The sequence below is a fragment of the Salegentibacter agarivorans genome (assembly GCF_900113135.1).
In the GTDB taxonomy this organism is placed as follows: domain Bacteria; phylum Bacteroidota; class Bacteroidia; order Flavobacteriales; family Flavobacteriaceae; genus Salegentibacter; species Salegentibacter agarivorans.
In genome coordinates, this window is the sequence record NZ_FOOH01000002.1 from 1 (window position 1) to 16,646 (window position 16,646).

Sequence of the window (16,646 nt, forward strand, 5' to 3'; positions counted from 1 at the left end):
CTTATTGATAATAATCTCATAGAAAATAAAATTCGTCCAGTTGCCCTGGGAAGGAAAAATTACTTATTTGCCGGATCTCATAAGGCTGCTCAGAGAGCTGCAGCAATTTATTCCTTCTTTGCTATTTGTAAAAAACACGAGGTGAATCCCTATGAGTGGTTAAAATATACCTTAGAGAATATCATGACTATAAAGTACAAGGATATTAAGAACCTCTATCCACAAAATTATAAAAAATTACAGCTGAGTAAATAAACAAATACAGCTTAAAAGATTATTTTAGAATTACAAGGGGCACTTAGCCGACTGGATACATTGCAAAATAGGTTTGTCTTCCCCACAAAGGTGGGGAACTCTTTGGAGAAACCCACTTCTTTCTAAACCCCAACTCCTAAGCATTTTGCACTTACCGTTCCCACGGCCTAAAAACCTTCCGTCCTCAGGTTTTTAAACCTGGTCGCTTGTTTTATTTCACACATTCCACTCCATCCTCACGCGTTGCTATCTTTTGCCCTTAAAATCCAATAAAGTTTCACGCTACCGCGTGAGTAAACTGAATTAAGGGCAAACCGCAACTTCACTTTGTGCGAGCCTGCGAGGTCACAACGGCGTAGGTGCTGTCATATTTTTTGAATTAATTTTCCATAAGAAACTGAAGGTTAAATGAAGCACCTGTACTCAGGGCATAACAGCTTTCCACTTTAATTATAAATTGTAGCCTTTTAAAATAAAATGCTGACATATAGTAATGCTGAGGTTAAATCAACAAGCAAAGCCCTTATTTGCCCTCACACAGGCATAAGTCGGTGCACTTCACCTAGACGCTACCTCGTCGCTCTTCGCTGGCTCCTCCTTAAGCCTGTTGATCTCAACTAGAAAGGTCAAAAAATCCGTCAGCTGAGTATGCTACATAACTGTGGGACGCACTCCGCTGCTACGTGCTAACCCCACACCACCCTTGTTCCTACTCGCAACGGCACGCTCCTTTTGGTTTACTTGCCCCTATAATTCAACAGATTTTATTAAATTTATATAAAATTAGAACTATGTGCTATAGAACTAAACTCAATGCTAAACTCAGTGATATAGAACGTACTTTAGAAGCGCGATTTATTGAACCCGATGCATATAAACCACAACAGGAAATCAATGCATTTACATTTTCAAAAACTCCAGTGATTTCAGATGAAAACCAAGGGGAAATCCAAATGTTTAATTGGGGATTAATACCATTTTGGGCCAAAGATGATAAAATCAAAAAAATGACCCTGAATGCTAAAATTGAGACAATATCTGAAAAGCCATCCTTTAGGAATTCAGTGAAAAAACGTTGCTTGATTATTGCTGATGGTTACTATGAATGGCAATGGAAAGATCCCAAAGGTAAAGACAAACAAAAGTATCTAATTACTCCAACAGATCAGGAAATTTTTGCATTCGCAGGAATTTATTCTAACTGGATAAACCCACAAACAAACGAAGCTCTTAATACTTATTCCATTGTAACTACTGAAGCAAATGAGTTGATGTCTGAAATTCATAATAATAAAAAAAGAATGCCGGTGGTATTAAAACAACAGGATCATCAGGCCTGGCTAAATGGTCAGGATCATTCTAATTTTGCATTTCCCTATGAAGTACCATTAATTGCAACTGAAGTAGCTTAATTTTCTTGAAATCGTCTCATTTTAGATTTCGTTTCCAAAAATTTTTTTTCAAAAGATTCAGTAGGTAAATATTTTTCTGTTTCCACTTCAAAATATCTCAACCGTCCACTAGCAACTTCCTTACTTACATTTATATCATACATAAGCTTTTTTAACTGTTCGGTAATTTTATCTTTCCAGCTTGTTTTATCTCCAGAATAAATAGAATAACGAATAAATATGTTTTCCACATCGTCCATTATCCAGGTTACTACAAATAAATCGATAAGATCCTTTCTTGATCCAATTCGCTTTCCCGAGAAGAAATAATCAAAAGTATATTCGGCCATATCATCGTTGATAATAGACTTGTCGAAATAATCATTTCTTGAAAATTCCCTTAGTGGAGAGGTGTACATAATTGCTAAAAATAGAATTTTGTTCTGCTAAAAAACTAATACTTCTAAATTCCAAATATAGGAAAATATCCAAAATTAGGAATAATTCCAACTTAAAGTAAATGAAAATTAGCAAACTTCTTCCCGTAAACGAAAGCTAAGTTTATACACGGGGTCTTTTCCAGGAATAAGGACATTCCAAGCTCATAATGTGTTCTTGTTTGTTTAGGTTTTAGAACTTTCTTCCAGTATTACTTAAACTCACAATAGTTTGGATTGTAGAAGATCCATATCCTCTCCAATTTTTTGATCTAATACTCTGGCATAGATTTGTGTTGTAGATAATTTAGAATGGCCTAAAAGCTTAGAAACAGTTTCTATAGGTACACCATTAGACAATGTGATAGTAGTGGCGAAAGTATGTCGTGCAACGTGAAAACTAAGTTTCTTAGAAATTTTGCATTGTGTAGCAATTTCTTTGAGGTAGGCGTTTATCTTCTGGTTACTGTAGCAGGGTAGAAGGAATTCTGATGTTGGATCTTCGTATGACTTTAAAATGTTACGAGCCTTTTCTAATAAGGGTATTTTAATAATTTCCTTACTCTTTTCTCTTCTACTGAAAATCCATTCCTTTCCATTAACACCTTTTATCAAATTCTCTTTAGTTAGTTGCTTGACATCGATATAAGACAAGCCGGTGTAACAGGCGAAAAGAAAAATGTTTTTGGTATTTTCTAGAGATAGCTTAGAAAATTCAGTTTCTTCCAGATAATCTAGTTCGCGATTATTTAGAAAAGCACGATCATATTTTTCAAATTTAAGCTTATAACTTTGAAAAGGATCTTTTTCAATCCATCCTAATTTAAGAGACAAATTAGTTAATTTTTTGAATCTCTCCATGTGTTTCATAATTCCGTTATTACTTAATTGCTTATTACCTCTTTTATCTTTTCTTGTTCTTAGAAACTTATCAAATCCTGTGATAAAATGAAAAGAAAGGTTTTTTAAGAAGATATCTTTTGCTTTATGCTCTGAGGCAAGGTATTGCATTAAGTACTTCTCAGTTGCTCCATAGTTTTTAAGAGTACCATACTTAAGAATGTCTACCATTGTTTCCTTGTGATATTCCAGGATATCCTTTAAAGATTTAAAAGCGGCATCAGCTCCTAGAAATCTAGATTTTATTGCTCGGGCTGTGATGATAGAATCTTCTTTTAATAGCTCTTCATAACATTCAAGTAATTTGGCATATTTAGCATCTAGATAATTATTTAGACGAGTGGCTTCTGGGTTTCTTCCTTTAATCCGGTGAGATCTATCATCCCAGGATTCTGGATTGCATTGCCTTCTTAAACTAATTTCTGCTCGACGGCCATCGACGGTAACCCTTGCATAAATAGGGGCTAGGTTTTCTTTGGTTTTTGCGGTGTGTAACCAAAATAAAATACGAAATGTGGGTTTTTTATTCATAACTTTAATATTTAGGTAACTTTTTTACTCAATTAATTACATCCCAAATCGGATTAAAGGCCCTTGGATAGGGAAAAGGTAAGAAAAAAAAGGTAACCGATTAGGTAACCGAATAGGTAACTTTTTGTTTGATATCAAACAAAAAAAAATGATTCCCAGTTTTGCTAAAAGCACTGAAAATCATTTAATTAGGTGTTTTTTGATGTAATTTGATACTCAAAAAGTCGGGATGACAGGATTTGAACCTGCGACCCCACGCCCCCCAGGCTCAAATTTTACATTTCTTTTAGTTAGATTTGTTTTCCTATGCATTGAATATCAGTATTTTATGATTTTTTCGAGTGTATCTAAATTCTTTTGTTTTACCTTTATATGGTAATTTGTTGTACGTATGTTGTACGGATTTTAAAATGTTTATTGTAGCGTTTTAAAGCGTTAATAGTATGGATGTAGGTATTTGTTGTACGGATTTAGAACATTAATAATTCAAAATGGCGGTTGTAAAAATAGTATTGCATAAAGTTAAACGTGCTGATGGTACTTTTCCTGTCAGCTTAAGAGTAACTAAAAACAGGAAAACAAAATATTTTAAAACCATTTTTAATGTATTTCCTGAAGAATGGGATGCCAGTGCGGAATTATTTAATAAAAGACATGCAAACCATCTTCAGGACAATAGGCTACTTTTAAAATTTAAAGAACGGGCGTTTAGGATTTATTCCGAGCTACAGCTTAAAAATGAAAGTTTTCGACTTTCTGAGTTTGAAAATGCTTTTCGAGTAACCTCCAATCCTGAATCAAAAAAAATTTTTTGTTTCTGGAGTGATTTAATTCAAGAATTTAACTCAGCCGGCAGAACTGGAAATGCAAGAATCCATAATGAAGCTTTTCTAGCCCTTAAAAAATTCAATTTATCCACTCGACTGGAGTTCGAAGACATTACGGTTACCTACTTGTCAAAATTTGAAACGCATTTGCGTTCACAAGGTGGAAATGATGGAGGGATTAGCTTACGAATGCGAACAATTAGGGCTGTTTTTAATAAAGCCATTGCCAGGGATATAATTCCAGCGAACATTTATCCTTTTAAAAATTATAAAATTTCTAAGCTTAAAAGTAAGCCTGCGAAAAGAGCTCTTGACTTTACCGAGATAATGAGAATAGTAAAGATGGATATATCAAAACATCCTCATCTTTTACATAGTCATAAATATTTTGTTTTCAGCTTTTATACCCGGGGAATGAATTTCGCTGATCAAATTAATTTAAAATGGTCTCAAATTAATGGTGACAAAATATTTTACACCCGCTCTAAGTCAAAAGGAAATTTTAATATTACTATTCTGCCACCTGTTAGGGATATTTTGAATTATTTTAAGGCAAGATCTATTGGCACAAAATATGTTTTTCCTTTACTCTTACAAGATAATATGACCCCACTACAAATTGAGAACAGAAAACATAAGACGCTAAGTAAGTATAATAAAGATTTAAAAGAGATCGCTACTATCTGTAATATTGATAAAACTTTAACCAGCTATGTAGCTCGACATAGTTTTGCGAATAGCTTAAAGCAAATGGGCGTTGCCACAGATATTATAAGCGAGTCACTGGGACATCAAAACCTAACTATAACCCAGGCTTACTTGAAAGAATTGGATAGCTCAGTATTGGATGCAGCAAGTGAATTACTACTTTAATTCCCAAGGTAGACTATAGTTTTTCACAAAGTATTCGATATATTCCAAGGTTTTATGCTCTTCAGTTTAAAAGCTAACCCCCGTCTTATCGTATTTAAAAACAGTTATATTTATTTGCTGTTCTTTTTGAACTACGTGTAGAGTTTCATTAAGCTCGTAGAAAAGAAAGTTATCCATGTGAATCTCTGTTGCAAATTGATTGCTCTGGATAAATTTTAGGTCAAAATAAAAACAATATCTTCTGGATATGGATAGAATTTTTTTGCACACCCTGTGCATAGGTATTTTGTTATCTTTACATTGTGAAAATAGTTGCATTCATACTATCTATATATGTATTTGGGCTAAATTTTTTAGCCTGTAATGACAGTGATTCGTCACAATTAACATATGATTCAGAAATAACCATAGTATCCGGCCAGAATCTGGACCTCGATCACACCCATAATCAGGAAGCAGATTTATGTCCTCCATTTTGCAGCTGTCATTGCTGCCATGTACATACAATAGATTTTGGTTCTTCTAATTTCAAACCTTTAATCACGGAAATTCCTTCCAAGGCTTTCGCTCATTTTGATAGTTCAGCCGAAGAACCTATCCTTTCTTTTTTAGATCCCCCAAAAGTATAGTTCAGTTTTTTATAGGATAGCTATATCCTTTCCTGAGGTTCTACGAAATCTTCAGGCCTATATTATCGATTTTTTCAACTCTTAGAAAAATATCGAAATGTTTAACTGAATTAATTTTTTATATGATTAATAGAATCATCTCATTTTCCATTAATAATAAATTTATTATTGGGCTGCTTACCTTAGCGCTTATTGGAACAGGTATTTGGTCCATGATGACCGTCAACCTGGGATCGGTGCCAGATATTACTAATAATCAGGTTCAGGTGATCACCCAGTCACCTAATCTTGCCACAGAAGATATTGAACAATTTGTAACCTACCCTGTAGAACTTTCTATGGGTAATTTACCAGGGGTTACAGAGATTCGTTCTATTTCGCGCTTTGGACTCTCGGTAGTTACTATAGTTTTCAAAGATGATATGGGAACCTATCTTCCTCGTCAACTTGTACAGGAGAAGCTTAATGAATTGGGCGAGACCATACCCGATAAATTTGGAAGTCCTTCCATGGGGCCTATTTCAACCGGTTTAGGTCAAATCTATGAGTATACTATACAACCAAAAAAAGGTTACGACACAGAATATTCCCCTATGAAACTTAGAACTATTCAGGATTGGATAGTTAAAAGGCAGCTTACCTTACTAGATGGTGTGGTGGAAGTAAATTCTTTTGGAGGCTCCATAAAACAATATGAGGTAGCAATAAACCCTGAAAAATTAAACAGTATGGGTATAAGTATCTCTGAGGTTTACGAGGCCCTTGCTCGAAATAATGTAAATACCGGAGGAGCTTATATCGAGAAAAATAAAATGTCGAATTTTATTAGAGGAGAAGGTTTAATCCGTTCACTTGAGGATATAAGGAAAATTGCTATTACCACCGAAAATGCTGTTCCGATAACGATTGGAGATGTTGCAGAAAATGTTCAGTTTGGAAACCAAGTACGTTACGGAGCTTTCACGCAAGATGGAGAGGAAGCCGTAGGCGGTATCATTATGATGTTGAAAGGCGCCAATCCCAATGCCGTAATTCAGGATGTTAAAGATAGAATGGCAGAAGTTGAAAAGTCACTTCCTGAAGGTTTGACCATAGAGCCCATTATTGATCGAAGTGAATTAATAGCACGAACAACTGATACCGTTAAAACAAATTTACTGGAAGGTGCATTGATAGTGATTTTTGCCTTGGTATTGTTATTAGGTAGTTTAAGAGGTGGACTTATTACTGCTACCACTATTCCCTTATCACTGCTTTTTGCTTTTATTTTAATGAAGCAATTCAATGTATGGGCCAATCTAATGAGTTTGGGCGCTATTGACTTTGGAATCATTATAGACGGTGCAGTGATTATCATCGAAGGAACCGTGTATGAAATACAAAAACGGATTAGATCAGGTAAACTGAAATTTACTCAGGCTAAAATGGATGAAGTAGCCTATGATGCTGGGAGTACGATGATGAGTTCCGCGTTCTTTGGGCAAATTATAATTCTTATCGTATTTACACCCATTCTTTTTCTTACCGGGGTAGAAGGAAAAATGTTTAAACCTATGGCTTACACCTTCGGTTTTGCAATGATAGGGGCCATATTCTTATGCCTTACCTATGTCCCTATGATGTCTGCCCTATTTATGAAACCAATTCAAAATAAAAAGAACTGGTTTGGAAGGTTTGAACGCTGGTTGGAAAGGTTAAGTGATAAAATAATTGGAGGAATACAAAGAGTCTATATGCCTTTACTGAAAGGGGCATTAAAACTGAAGCTCATTGTTGTAGGTGCTGCTGCTGTTCTACTTGTATTATCCGGTTTCCTTTTTTCCAAAATGGGAGGAGAATTTGTGCCTCAACTGGATGAAGGGGATATTGCGATGCAGGCTTTAATAAGACCCGGAAGTTCATTGACAGAATCTATTGAAGTTTCTAAAAAAATAGAAAACATACTTTTAGAAAATTTCCCTGAAATTAAAACGGTAACCGCAAGGATTGGAGTAGCCGACATTCCTACAGATCCAATGCCAATGGATATTGCAGATATGTATCTCATCCTTGAAAAGGATAAGGATAAATGGACAACCGCTGAAACTAAAGAAGCACTTATAGCACAGATCAAGGAAAAACTGAATAAAGAACTTACTGGGGTAAACCTTGTATTTACCCAACCTGTAGAATTAAGGTTCAACGAATTACTAGAAGGAGTAAGAGAAGATATTGCGGTTAAACTATATGGAGAGGACCTGGATGTTTTGTCGGAAAAGGTACAGAAAATGGCTAATATTATCCAGACCGTACCAGGAGCTGGAGATGTTAATCCTGAACGAACATCCGGGCTGCCACAAATGACCGTGAAATTTAACCGTGATAAAATTGCTCAATATGGCCTGGATATCCAAAAAGCAAATGATTACATAAGTACTGCTTTTGCGGGAGGAACCGCTGGGGTGATTTTTGAAGGAGAAAAGCGATTCGATTTAGTAGTTCGATTTGATGAGGAACATAGAAAGAATATTGATGACTTGCGCGGAATGTATATCGATCTTCCAGACGGGACGCAGGTGCCGATAAAAGAAATAGCAGATATCGAATATGTACCGGGCCCTATGCAAATTTCAAGGGATGACACCTATAGAAGGACGTATGTGGGTGTAAATGCCCGTGGAAGGGATGTGGAGTCAGTAGTAAATGATATTCAACAACGATTAGATGAAGAATTAGAATTACCTCCCGGTTATTATATAACTTATGGAGGGGAGTTCGAAAACCTTCAGAGTGCCAAAGATCGATTAGTGATTGTGGTACCAATAGCTTTATTCTTGATTTTTGTACTTCTATATTTTGCTTTACAGTCTTTTTCCCAATCTATTATGATCTATATGGCGATACCATTGGCTGCTATAGGAGGTGTTTTTGCCCTTTGGTTAAGAGGTATGCCATTTAGTATTTCCGCAGGTGTAGGCTTCATTGTACTGTTCGGGGTTGCAGTTTTAAACGGGCTGGTACTAATAAATAGATTCAATTCTTTAAAAGAAGAAGGAGTAACCAGTATAAGAGATAGAATTTTTACAGGAACCAAAGAACGAATACGACCTATTATGTTAACAGCAACAACAGATATTTTCGGTTTTCTACCAATGGCATTTTCCACATCAGCCGGTGCAGAAGTTCAACAACCACTTGCTACGGTGGTTATAGGTGGGATGCTAACAGCTACACTGCTTACGCTGGTTGTATTACCAGTACTATATACCCTTGTAGAAAGAAAGCGAGAGAAAAAAGAAAAGAATAAACTAGGTTCTTCCAATTCCCGATCTTTAGCTACGATTTTGATAATTGGCTTGGTTTTAGGCGGAACCTTTTCTGCAAATGCACAATCTGATGCAATGTCATCAGAATATTCACAACAGGATACTTTACAAACAATTAGCTTGGAAGAGGCTAGAGAACTCGCAATTAAAAATTTTCCCCAGCTAAAAGCTGCCCAACTTGAAATTGAAAGAGAAGAAGTACTGCGTAAAACCGCTTATGATTTTGGAAATACCCAAATCTTTACAGGAAAGGAAGAAGTAGGAAATGGTTCTGATGGGATTTATACCCAAATTGGTATTCAACAACAAGGCATAGATGTTTTCGGAATTGCCCCGCGGTTAAAATTGCAGAAAGAAAGGGTCGCATTAGCCGAAAATGCTTTAGAATTAAATACTTTAGAAGTTGAACGTGAAGTAAGTAGAGCCTGGGCATCAGTTTATACCCGAAAAAAAATGTATCAGGTTTACCGGAAGATGGACTCAATTTTTGAAGACATTGAAAGGGCTGCAAGAATTCGATATGAGACAGAAGCTACCTCTAAACTCGAATATCTTGCCACCTCTAATCAGGGGAATGAGGTAAAAATACAATTAGAACAGTCCTATCGAAATTACCTGAAATCATTGCAGCGCCTAAACCTCTGGTTTGCCAGTGACACGATCTATGATGTACCAGATTTGCCCGTTGTAACCTTAGACGAACCTTTGAACTTTCTGGTAGAGTCCCTTGAAAATCATCCATCGCTTCAGGTTTCTGAACAAAGGGTGGATGTTGCAAAAGCAATTACCAGAGAACGAAAATCAGAATTTCTGCCCAAATTTCAGGGCCAGTATGCCAGGCAGGAAATAAATGGACAATCAGGATTCTATCAATATCAACTGGGAATTCAAATCCCGCTATTTTTTGGACCGGAATTAGGACGTACACAAGAAGCTAAAGTCAATCGAAAGATTGCCGAGCAAAATTTTTACCAGGATAAACTCGAACTGGAAACCGCCTATAAAAACATGCGCGAAGAATTCATCAAATGGAGAAACTCCTGGAATTATTATAAAAATGAAGCGCTTCCATTAGCTAAAGAGCAACAGGATGGAGCTGTATTAGCTTTTAGGGAAGGAGCTATAGATTATGTAACCTTCCTTCAAAATATAAGGGATGCCATTCGTATCGAGGTAAACGCCTGGAGCGCTTTTAATGATTATCTCGATAGCCGGTACCAACTTGAATATTACCTCGAAAATTCAAATTAAAAATTAAGAAAAAACGATATGAATATAAGATCAATAAATATTTTAATGTTTGCTTTATCACTAAGTCTGCTCTTTGGATGTAAAGAGAATTCAGATGCAGAAGTAGATAGTTCACAAGAGGCTACGACCTCCGCTAATGCTGAAGAAGGTGAAAATCATAAGGAGGAAAAAGCTGGAGGCCACGCCGAAGAAGAGGGCGGAATGCGTTCGGTACATCTTTCAGAAATGAAATTCAACAGTCTCGGGGTCAAGGTGGATACTTTGCCAACCAAAGCATTATCAGGAATAGTAGAAGCCAACGGCCAATTAGAAGTGCCGCCTCAATACGAAGCTACAGTTACAGCCGTATTAGGGGGGAATATTAATTCAATAAAAGTTATTGAAGGAGATAAAGTGAATAAGGGCCAGGTACTGGCTTACCTTTCCCATCCCAATCTGACTAAAATCCAAACGGATTATATAAATGCATACAGCCGGATGGAGTTTTTGGAAAAGGAATTCGCAAGACAGAAACGATTATATGAGGCCGAAGTAGGATCTGGGAAGTCTTTTCAACAAACCCAGGCAGATTATCAGTCTGTACAAGGTGAAGTACGAGGCTATGAATCACAATTACGTCAGTTAAACCTAAATGCTTCCAAAATAAGAAATGGGGAACTTTACGAATATATCCCGGTAGTAAGCCCTATTGAAGGTTATATAGAAAAAGTAAAGGTGCAAATTGGCCAATATGTAGAACCCCAAACCAGCATGTTTATGGTAGTTGATAATGAACATGTTCACGCCGATTTAATGGTTTTTGAAAAAGATATTTATAAGGTTAAAGAAGGTCAAAAAATTTCTTTTACGCTGGAGTCAGTGCCTGGCAGTAATTTAACGGGAGAAATTTATTCCGTAGGCAAGCAATTTGAACAAAATCCCAAAGCGGTACACGTTCACGCCGAGATAGATAATAAGGAAGATTATCTAATTCCTGGTATGTATATAAAAGGAAGAATTAGAACAGGAGAGGATGCAGTACCTGCATTGCCGGAAGAGGCAGTGATTGAGGAAGAGGGAAACCATTACATCTTTACGGCCCAAAAGCACCAGAAAGATGGTACAACCGAGTGGGAGCTAAAACCAGTACAGGTAAGAACTGGAATAAAGGAAGATGGATGGGTTGAAATCAAACTCCTGGAACCACTTCCGAAAGATGCCATAGTTGCCTATAATAATGCCTATTATTTGATTTCTGAAATGCAGAAAAGTCAAACATCTCATGGTCATTAAGTAGATTAATAAATATTATAATAAGCTCTTAGTTTTGGTTTACTAAAACTTTTGAGAATTATTCTTAATTACCGCAAATTATTTCACGAATGAAGAATTAAAAGCTTTAACGAAACCGATAAGAGTTAAATAGGAAGAGAATGAATGAAATCGAAAAAAAATTAGAGGTAAAGGGTGTTCGACCGACAGCCATGCGAATTCTGATTTATAAATTTATGGCAAAAAATGATCGGGCTGTTACACTTACAGAAATTGAAAATGCCTTTGGAAAAGCAGATCGGGCTACATTATCTCGAACAATACGCACCTTCGAAACAAAGAATATTGTTCATCAAATAGATGATGGCACAGGTATACCAAAATATGCGCTCTGTGAGAATGATTGTAACTGCGAAGTAGAACAAGACTTGCACATCCACTTTCATTGTAATAATTGTGATGAAACTGTTTGTTTAACTGACCATAAGATTCCACATATTAACCTGCCAGAGGGCTATATTCCAGAAAATGTAAATCTGGTAGTAAAGGGAATATGTGAGAAATGTAGTGCTGTTTAATTTTTGAAAAGGAAGCAAGCATAAAAATACAGGTAAAACGGAACTATTTAGTATGGAGATCACTAAAATTAGATTATGGAAGCAAAAAGAAAAAAAGATTTAAAAAAAGCAAGAACGCTTCAAATATGGAATGTCATTTATGATACTATTGAAGTAATAGTATCTCTAATTGCAGGGATAACTGCCAATAGTTCTGCTCTTGTAGGATGGGCACTGGACAGTACAATAGAGGTGGTAAGTGCGGCCACATTAGGCTGGCGACTGCACGGCGAGCTCAAGGGCCTTGACGAAGAAAAAGTAAAAAGACGTAAAAAGATCACTCTATATGTGATTGCAGGATCATTTACTTTGGTCTGCATATTTATTTCTTATGATTCAATCACAAAGCTCATTAGTCAGGAAACTGCAAGTTGGAGTACCATGGGGCTAATCATTTTAATCATTTCTTTGATTATAAATCCCATTCTAATCTATTTCAAAAGAAAATATGGACATAAGCTGGACAGTCCAGCGTTACTTGCTGATGCCAAAGATACTTTTATTTGCCTATACCAAACCGTAGTTGTTCTTGCCGGTTTGCTATTGGTAAACTGGTTGGGCTGGTGGTGGGCAGATCCTGTCGCAGCTCTGCTCATTGTACCTTATGCGGCAAAGGAAGGTTGGGAAGCCTATACCAAAACAAGATAAATCAACTCTAGTATTACGTAATAGAAAGAAATAACCGTGATTCATATAATGAAAACAGAAAGATGCAATCTGATATCCGCTACGTTCAGTGGTAAGGTATCTAAGGAGGATATAGAGAAAATCCATCCCTTGAAATTGTCAAAAATGAGGAAAAAGTATATTTTTTTTTGAGCTGGTCAATTTCAAGGGATTTGATTTCAAAGGCTTATAGGCAGATTTAAAGGTTGACGCAGCTCATATTTCCGATTATGGAAAATGGCCTTTGTGGGTGAAAAAGAATGGCAGCAATGGGCTGCTGGAGCTACTGAATTCTTTGCCAGCTCGCAGGTTAGATATTTCGACCTTACTGAAAAAGAAGAGACTAAAAGATGGATTTTAAAGCAAAAGGAAAATGAAAAAATTACAACTTAAAATTCCGGTACTGCTACCTCAGGTGCCGAATGAAAAAGATACCTGTGTACAAAGACTTATTAATGATCTAGAAGCCGAGGAAGGCCTTGAGAGGGTTCATATAGCAGATGAAAAGGAAGATTCGGTTCCACTACTTTGTTTTCATTATGATCCTGACGTTATCTCTATTGATCGCATTCAATCTTTGGCGGAAAATGCCGGGGCAGAAATTACAGAAAAATATGGTCATCTTCTTTTAGAGGTTGAGGGGATTAGACATACCCGCCATGCAAGAACTATAGAAAAGACTCTGCTGAATATCGAAGGCATTTTGGAAGCTTCCGCCAATGCCGGAGGAATGATCCGTTTAGAATATGATAAGCGTGAGACTAGTTTTGAAGCGATAAATGCAAGGCTTGAAAAGGAAAACCTACAAGTTAAAAAAAGCTCCTCTGGCCATAAGAATGGTTTTAAATCCTCGGAAAAAACCTCTGATGAATTAATTAAAAAAAATAAGATGAGTCAGAAACACCAACATGAAGATGAAGATGAACTGAATCATAAAGAGGGTGATAGTCACGGAGCCGGGGAAAAACATTCACACTCCCACGGAGGTATTTTTGGGAAAAATACAGAACTTATATTTGCCATTATTTGTGGTGTTTTACTGGGGATTGGTTTTGGATTATCCTTTGTAGATTCAGTTCCCCAATGGGTTAGCCTTGCACTTTATATTGGAGCCTATTTCTTTGGAGGCTTTTATACCGCGAAAGAAGCTGTGGAAACCGTGGCCAAAGGTGGTTTTGAAATTGATTTTCTAATGTTGGTCGCAGCTATTGGAGCAGCTATATTAGGGGAATGGGCTGAAGGTGCTTTGTTATTATTTCTCTTTAGCTTGGGACATGCCCTGGAGCATTATGCGATGAACAAAGCACGAAAATCTATAGCCGCATTGGCAGAATTGGCACCTAAAACAGCTTTGGTTAAAAAAAATGGTAAAACGGAAGAAGTTGGTATCGAAAAACTCAATATTGGGGATATCATTGTGGTGAAACCTAATAGTAAAATATCCGCAGATGGCGTAGTTGTAGATGGGCAGAGTAGTGTAAACCAGGCTCCAATAACCGGGGAGAGTGTACCGGTAGATAAAATTCCCGTAGAAGATGTTGAGAAGAATTACTCAGAGGTAGATGATATCAAAGATGAAAACCGCGTTTTTGCCGGAACTATCAATGGGAACAATACTTTGGAAATTAAAGTGATCAAAGCAGCCAAGGATTCTACATTGTCAAGGCTGGTCAAATTGGTTAATGAAGCCCAGACCCAAAAATCACCTACCCAGTTGCTTACTGATAAGTTTGAGAAATATTTTGTACCATCCGTCCTTATTTTGGTCGGAGCTCTTTTATTCGCATTCTTAGTTATTGACGAACCCTTTAGCGCCAGCTTTTACAGGGCAATGGCGGTACTGGTAGCTGCAAGTCCCTGTGCGTTGGCAATCTCGACCCCGAGTGCTGTATTGAGTGGAGTGGCCAGGGCGGCCCGTGGTGGGGTATTAATTAAAGGAGGCCGACCACTAGAGGATCTGGGAGAATTGACCGCCCTCGCCTTTGATAAGACCGGGACTCTAACGGAAGGAAAGTCAAAACTTACGCAAGTAGTACCACTTGGGGATATTTCAGAAAATGAACTTCTCAAAATAGCAATAGCCGTGGAAAGTTTGAGTGATCATCCCCTAGCAAAAGCTGTAGTCCGTGATGGCAAGAGGCGCCTGGAAGGCGAGGAAATTCCGGATGCTTCCAATCTGGAAGCTGTGTTAGGAAAAGGTATTAAAGCAACATTGGGAAATGATAAGATCTATGTTGGTAATTTGGATTTATATGAAGGATTAAAGGATACTCTTCCATCGGAAGAAATAGCTACAAAAGTACGTGGTCTTGAAAGTGGTGGAAATACCACGATGTTACTTCGTAAAAATGAAGAATATATAGGCATAATAGCCTTAATGGATACCCCACGGGAGGCAGCAAAAAAGACCCTTTCTGAATTGAAGAAAATAGGTATTAAACGGATGATCATGCTTACCGGCGATAACCAGAAGGTGGCAGATGCTGTAGCAGAAGAAATAGGATTGACCGAGGCCTGGGGGAGTTTACTACCGGAAGAAAAGGTGGAAGCCATTAAAAAATTAAAAAAGAAAGAATCTAAAGTGGCTATGGTGGGCGATGGTGTTAACGATGCACCTGCCATGGCAAATAGCACCGTAGGAATAGCGATGGGTGCTGCGGGTAGCGATGTTGCTCTGGAAACCGCCGATATTGCCCTTATGGCCGATAAGTTGGAGACCCTGCCCTTTGCCATAGGCTTAAGCAGGAAGGCAAAGGCGATTATCAGACAGAACCTTTGGGTAAGCCTTGGAATTGTAGCTTTACTTATACCGGCAACTATTTTTGGATTTGCGAATATCGGAGTGGCAGTAGTAATTCATGAGGGTTCTACACTGCTTGTAGTATTTAATGCATTAAGACTTTTAGCTTATAAAAAATGAAAAAAAGTACCTTTATAGTAAGTCAAATGGACTGCCCCTCCGAGGAGCAGATGATAAGGATGAAATTGGAAACTTTTGACCAGATAAAATATCTGGACTTTGATATTCCTAAAAGAAAACTTGAAGTATATCACCTTGGAGGGGTCTATGAAATTCAATCTTCGATTTCAGAATTAAAATTAGGTGATAAATTTTTGGGATCAGAGGAAGCTGAAGTTCCAGTTGGAGAAAATGAAACAAAACAAAAAAATGTTCTTTGGTGGGTGCTGGGTATTAATGCTGGCTTCTTCCTTATTGAAATGACTACCGGTTGGATATCTTCTTCTATGGGCCTTATTGCCGATTCGCTTGATATGCTTGCAGACTCAATAGTGTATGCGTTAAGCTTATTTGCAGTAGGAGGTGCTGTTTCTAGAAAAAAGAAAGTTGCAAAATTTAGCGGCTATTTTCAAATGTTTTTGGCGGCAATTGGATTTATAGAGGTTTTGCGCAGGTTTTTTATGAGCAGTGAAACTCCGTTGTTTGAATGGATGATTGTTATTTCTTTTCTGGCACTTGGAGGAAACTTGATTTCATTATGGCTGATTAATAAAGCTAAGAGTAAAGAGGTTCATATGCAGGCCAGTGCGATTTTTACTTCAAATGATATTATCGTAAATGGTGGGGTAATATTGGCTGGTATCCTTGTTTATTTTCTGAAGAGCAAATGGCCTGATTTGATCATAGGAGGAATAGTTTTCACATTTGTAATGCGTGGAGCAATTAAAATTTTAAAACTTGCGAAATAAAAACC

The 16,646-nt window shown here is 37.1% G+C and carries 13 protein-coding genes; 11 read left to right on the plus strand and 2 right to left on the minus strand.

Going from position 1 to position 16,646, the window contains the following annotated elements:
• Positions 1-255, plus strand: a 255-nt coding sequence (locus tag BM084_RS02005; protein ID WP_143083611.1) for an IS66 family transposase, incomplete at its 5' end; no start/stop codon positions are given.
• Between the two features lie 791 nt (positions 256-1,046).
• Complete coding sequence (locus BM084_RS02010; protein WP_093302493.1) at positions 1,047-1,667, plus strand: SOS response-associated peptidase; 621 nt, start codon at positions 1,047-1,049, stop codon at positions 1,665-1,667.
• Here BM084_RS02010 and BM084_RS02015 read toward each other — a convergent pair.
• A complete protein-coding gene (locus tag BM084_RS02015; RefSeq protein ID WP_093302495.1) occupies positions 1,664-2,065 on the minus strand; it encodes a hypothetical protein in 402 nt (133 codons plus the stop codon). The genes BM084_RS02010 and BM084_RS02015 overlap by 4 nt on opposite strands.
• A 240-nt stretch (positions 2,066-2,305) precedes the next feature.
• The gene (locus BM084_RS02020) at positions 2,306-3,514 is read right to left on the minus strand and encodes a site-specific integrase (protein ID WP_093302497.1); all 1,209 of its coding nucleotides are present in this window, start codon (positions 3,512-3,514) and stop codon (positions 2,306-2,308) included.
• A gap of 491 nt (positions 3,515-4,005) precedes the next feature.
• Here BM084_RS02020 and BM084_RS02025 point away from each other — a divergent pair, with 491 nt between their 5' ends.
• The 9 genes from BM084_RS02025 (at position 4,006) to BM084_RS02065 (ending at position 16,641) form a co-directional block, all read left to right on the plus strand.
• The gene (locus BM084_RS02025) at positions 4,006-5,214 is read left to right on the plus strand and encodes a site-specific integrase (RefSeq protein WP_093302499.1); all 1,209 of its coding nucleotides are present in this window, start codon (positions 4,006-4,008) and stop codon (positions 5,212-5,214) included.
• A gap of 302 nt (positions 5,215-5,516) precedes the next feature.
• Positions 5,517-5,843 carry a DUF6660 family protein gene (locus BM084_RS19580; protein ID WP_317040634.1) on the plus strand — a complete coding sequence of 109 codons (327 nt, stop codon included), beginning with the start codon at positions 5,517-5,519 and terminating at the stop codon, positions 5,841-5,843.
• A 122-nt stretch (positions 5,844-5,965) separates the two neighbouring features.
• On the plus strand, positions 5,966-10,399 hold the full coding sequence (locus BM084_RS02040) for a CusA/CzcA family heavy metal efflux RND transporter (protein WP_093302503.1): 4,434 nt from the start codon (positions 5,966-5,968) through the stop codon (positions 10,397-10,399).
• An 18-nt stretch (positions 10,400-10,417) separates the two neighbouring features.
• Positions 10,418-11,671 (plus strand): efflux RND transporter periplasmic adaptor subunit, encoded by a 1,254-nt coding sequence (locus BM084_RS02045; protein WP_245764323.1) that lies wholly within the window; start codon positions 10,418-10,420, stop codon positions 11,669-11,671.
• 140 nt (positions 11,672-11,811) lie between these two features.
• Positions 11,812-12,228, plus strand: coding sequence for a Fur family transcriptional regulator (locus BM084_RS02050; protein WP_093302505.1), 417 nt, complete (start codon positions 11,812-11,814; stop codon positions 12,226-12,228).
• 75 nt (positions 12,229-12,303) lie between these two features.
• Positions 12,304-12,915, plus strand: coding sequence for a cation efflux transmembrane domain-containing protein (locus BM084_RS02055; RefSeq protein ID WP_093302506.1), 612 nt, complete (start codon positions 12,304-12,306; stop codon positions 12,913-12,915).
• 255 nt (positions 12,916-13,170) lie between these two features.
• Positions 13,171-13,326: a SpoIIAA family protein gene (locus BM084_RS18995; RefSeq protein WP_394333631.1), complete on the plus strand. Its 156-nt coding sequence runs from the start codon at positions 13,171-13,173 to the stop codon at positions 13,324-13,326.
• Positions 13,307-15,853 (plus strand): heavy metal translocating P-type ATPase, encoded by a 2,547-nt coding sequence (locus BM084_RS02060; protein ID WP_093302508.1) that lies wholly within the window; start codon positions 13,307-13,309, stop codon positions 15,851-15,853. Before BM084_RS18995 ends, BM084_RS02060 begins: the two co-directional genes overlap by 20 nt.
• The gene (locus BM084_RS02065; RefSeq protein ID WP_177195641.1) at positions 15,850-16,641 is read left to right on the plus strand and encodes a cation efflux transmembrane domain-containing protein; all 792 of its coding nucleotides are present in this window, start codon (positions 15,850-15,852) and stop codon (positions 16,639-16,641) included. The genes BM084_RS02060 and BM084_RS02065 overlap by 4 nt, the downstream gene beginning before the upstream one ends.
• Positions 16,642-16,646: the final 5 nt, after the last annotated feature.